Annotated in this window: 5 protein-coding genes; 4 read left to right on the plus strand and 1 reads right to left on the minus strand. The window is 69.9% G+C overall.

From position 1 onward, the window contains the following. From GVN21_RS20160 to dnaQ, 3 genes are all read left to right on the plus strand, one after another. A partial coding sequence (locus GVN21_RS20160) for a shikimate dehydrogenase (protein WP_166576531.1) occupies positions 1-679 on the plus strand: 679 nt, incomplete at its 5' end. Further along, positions 676-1,290 carry a dephospho-CoA kinase gene (coaE, locus tag GVN21_RS20165; protein WP_166576532.1) on the plus strand — a complete coding sequence of 205 codons (615 nt, stop codon included), beginning with the start codon at positions 676-678 and terminating at the stop codon, positions 1,288-1,290. The genes GVN21_RS20160 and coaE, both read left to right, overlap by 4 nt. Before the next feature lie 9 nt (positions 1,291-1,299). Beyond that, complete coding sequence (gene dnaQ / locus GVN21_RS20170) at positions 1,300-2,001, plus strand: DNA polymerase III subunit epsilon (protein WP_166576533.1); 702 nt, start codon at positions 1,300-1,302, stop codon at positions 1,999-2,001. 226 nt (positions 2,002-2,227) lie between these two features. Here the strand turns inward: dnaQ and secB are convergent, their stop codons facing one another. Beyond that, the gene (gene secB, locus GVN21_RS20175; RefSeq protein WP_166576534.1) at positions 2,228-2,716 is read right to left on the minus strand and encodes a protein-export chaperone SecB; all 489 of its coding nucleotides are present in this window, start codon (positions 2,714-2,716) and stop codon (positions 2,228-2,230) included. A gap of 184 nt (positions 2,717-2,900) precedes the next feature. On the opposite strand from secB, the gene timA reads away from it, so the two are divergent. Continuing rightward, positions 2,901-3,527 (plus strand): TIM44-related membrane protein TimA, encoded by a 627-nt coding sequence (gene timA / locus GVN21_RS20180; protein WP_166576535.1) that lies wholly within the window; start codon positions 2,901-2,903, stop codon positions 3,525-3,527. Positions 3,528-3,822: the final 295 nt, after the last annotated feature.

Raw genomic sequence — 3,822 nt, forward strand, 5'->3', positions numbered from 1 at the left:
GGGCGGGGTGGTGCGGGGGATCAATGTCACCATCCCGTTCAAGGAAGAGGCCCTGGCGCTGGCCGACACCGCCGACGACCTGGCCCGCCTTTCCGGGGCCGCCAACCTGCTGACCTTCGCCCCTGACGGGACCATCGCCGCCCGCAATACCGACGGCCCCGGCATGCTGGCCGCTCTGGCCCTGCAGGCCCCGGGGTTCGACCCCGCCGACGGCCCGGCGGTGATCCTCGGCGCCGGCGGCGCGGCGCGGGGCGCTGCGGCGGCCCTGGTCCTGGCCGGCGCCCCGCAGGTCCGGCTGGTCAACCGCACCCGCGCCAAGGCCCAGGCCCTGGCTGACGCCCTCGGCGAAAAGGCCGCCGTCTTCGAAGAAGGCCCGGCGGCCCAGGAGGGCGCCAACCTGATCGTCAACGCAACCTCCCTGGGCCTCGGCGGCGGGCCAGGCCCTGAGCTGGACTTCACCGCCGCCCCCAAGACGGCGGTTGTCATGGACATGGTCTACAAGCCGCTCGACACCCAGTTCCTGCAGGCCGCCCGCGCGTCCGGCCGGCGCACCGTCGATGGCCTGGAGATGCTGATCCGCCAGGCCGTGCCCAGCTTCGAGGCCTTCTTCGGCCAGCCTCCGCCCGCCGACCTCGACGTCCGCGCCCTCGCGCTGAAATTCCTGGGAGCCGCCGCATGATCATTGTTGGGCTGACCGGCTCCATCGGCATGGGCAAGTCGACCACCGGCAAGCTGTTCGAGGCCGAAGGCGTGCCGGTCTATGACGCGGATGCGGCCGTGCACCGCCTCTATGCCAGGGGCGGCGCCGCCGTGGAGCCGCTGGAGGTCGAGTTCGGGGACGTGGTGGTCGATGGGGCCATCGACCGCGAGCGTCTGTCGAAGAAGGTGCTGAACGACCCGGACGCGATGAAGCGGCTGGAGGCTATCGTCCATCCCCTGGTCGGGGCCAGTCGGGTCGGCTTTTTCCAGGAGGCGGTGGGGGCTGGCGCCGATATCGTGGTGCTCGACATCCCCCTGCTGTTCGAGACCGGCGGCCAGAAGAACGTCCAGGCTGTGGTGGTGGTGTCCGCCCCTGCCGAGATGCAGCGCGAGCGGGTCCTGGCCCGGCCCGGCATGAGCGTGGAGAAGTTCGAGGCCATCCTGGCCCGCCAGACCCCCGACGCCGAAAAGCGCGCCCGCGCCGATTTCGTGATCGACACCGGCCAGGGTGTGGACCACGCCCGCGATCAGGTGCGGCAAGTGTTAGCAACCCTGCGCGCCGGCTGGACGCGCCCCGCCGAACCCGCTTAGGAACAGGCGATGGCGCGGCATATCGTTCTCGACACCGAAACCACGGGGCTGGATCCCCGGTCCGGTCACCGGATCATCGAGATCGCCTGCGTCGAGGTCGTCGACTACATGCCGACGGGCCGCGAATTCCACCAGTACATCCAGCCCGACCGGCCGATCGACCCCGACGCCGAGCGGGTGCACGGCATCAGCGCCGCCCACCTGAAGGACAAGCCGCGCTTCCACGATCCGCTGGTGGTGGATGCCTTCCTGGAGTTCATCGGCGGCGACACCCTGGTCGCCCACAACGCGCCTTTCGACCGCGGCTTCATCAATGCCGAGCTGGAGCGCTGCGGCCGGCCCTGCCCGCCGGACGACCGCTGGGTCGACACCCTGGCCATGGCCAAGAAGAAGTTCCCGGGGATGTACAACTCCCTGGACGCCCTCTGTAAGCGGATGAAGATCAGTCTGGCCGGCCGCGAGAAGCACGGGGCGCTGATCGACAGCAACCTGCTGGCCATGGTCTATCTGGAGCTGCAGGGCGGCAAGGAACGGGCGCTGGACCTGACCAGCACCATGGCCGTGCGGGCCGCCAACGCCGCGGTGCAGGCGGCCTACGGCGCCAGGCCCCGACCGCTGGCCTGCCGGATCACCGAAGACGAACGCGCCGCGCACGAGGCGTTCATCAAGGGCGTGCTGAAGGACAAGGCGGTCTGGCTTCAGCTGAGCTGAGCTGAGCTGCGGCGATCGCTCCCCCTCTGGGGGAGCTGTCCGGCGCGAATACGCGACGGACTGAGGGGGCAGAGCGGAAGGTTCAGGATAAAGCGCGTTCTGGCGCGGCTTTGAAAGCTGCGTTCAGGATCAACCCGAAACGCCGGCGCTGCCCCCACCACCACGCGCGTATTCGCGCGCGGTCCCCCGCCCCCAGAGGGGGCGGAATTACCAAACTCGCTGGGTCTTAAGCCTGACCGACGACCACGCCGGCGCCGCCGGCCTGTTGTTGCCGGGCCTGGTAGATGCCGGCGAAGTCGATCGGCTCCATCAGGAACGGGGGGAAGCCGCCGTCGATGGTCAGGTCGCCGATGATCCGGCGGGCGAAGGGGAACAGGAAGCGCGGGGCCTCGATCATCAGCACCGGCTCCAGTTCGCTCTCGGGAATCCCCTCCAGCTGGAACAGGCCGCCGTAGACCAGCTCGACGTTGAACGCCGGCTCGCCGCCGCGCTTGGCGTCGACCTGCAGCTTCATCTCGACCTCGAACAGGCCGTCGCCCCGGCCGCGGGCGTTCAGCTCAACGCCGATCTCGATCTGCGGCGCCTCGCCGGTGACCCGCAGGGAGTCGGGGGCGCGCGGATTCTCGAACGAGAGGTCGCGGGTGTACTGGGCCAGGACCCGCAGGCCCGGAGCGGTCATGTCTTCGCCGTTGGCGCCGGCGTTGGTGTCGGTCATGAGACTGGATGTCCGTCAGGTAAGGAATTCGAAGGCGCGGTCGCTATCACGGTGTCCAGGCCCGTGCAATCTTGCCCCCCGATAGCGAACCTTTAGGCCCTGCGGCGTATTACACCGGTCGGCCCTGACGCGGCCGCAAGCTTGCCCTATATAGATCGCGACCCTTTCACCTTCAGGCCCTCACTTGACCGAGACCCTCAAGCTCATCCTCTTCGCCGTCCTCGCGGGCGTCGTGCTCTACCAGCTCTATTCGGTGCTGGGCCGCCGTGTCGGTCGCCAGCCGGAGGACGCCGAGCGCGAGGCGGCCGAACGCGGCGAGGCCCGCCCGGTCCCGCCGCAGTCGGCCGAGCCCGAGCCCCTGCCCGACGGGGTGGTGTTGACCGGCCTGGCCGCCGTGCGCGCCCGCGATCCCAGCTTCGAGGTCGGCCACTTCCTGGGCGGAGCCAAGAGCGCCTACCAGATGGTGGTCAAGGCGTTCGCCGAGGGGGACCGCGAAACCCTGCAACGCCTGCTGAGCCCGGCCGTCTACCAAGGCTTCGAAACCGCCATCGCCGAGCGCGAGGCCGGCGGGATCACCGAGACCGTCGAGTTTGCGCAACCCCCCCGCGCCGACCTGGAGTCGGCGACCATGAAGGGCGACACCGCCGAGCTGGTGGTCCGCTTCCTGGCCGAGTTCCGCGCCCGCACCAAGGGACCGGAGGGCGAGGCCGTCGACGACCGGCGCACCGCCGAACTCTGGACCTTTGAACGCGACGTCACCGACCGCAATCCCAACTGGGTGCTGACCGGGGTGGACGCGGCGGAGGCGTAGGCGTCCTCCCTGTCATCCTTCGGCTGGGTGCAGCCCGGACCGGAGGACCCACGCCGAGGGAAGGGTCGCCTCTACCGGGCAGGCCGGCATCGATGGCCGAACCCAATCCCATGCGCCAAGCCGACAAGTAGGTCCTCCGGTCCGCTGCGCGGCCGAAGGATGACAAATTTGGGGGTATCACTGGGCTCATGCGCCTGATTCGCGTCCTCCTCCCGCTCTTCCTGGTCGCCGCCTGCGCCACCACCCCGCCGGCGCCCGGCCCGGCCCCTTCGCCGACCCCGGCGCCCTTACCCAC

The organism is Caulobacter sp. SLTY (genome assembly GCF_009905535.1).
GTDB lineage: Bacteria > Pseudomonadota > Alphaproteobacteria > Caulobacterales > Caulobacteraceae > Caulobacter.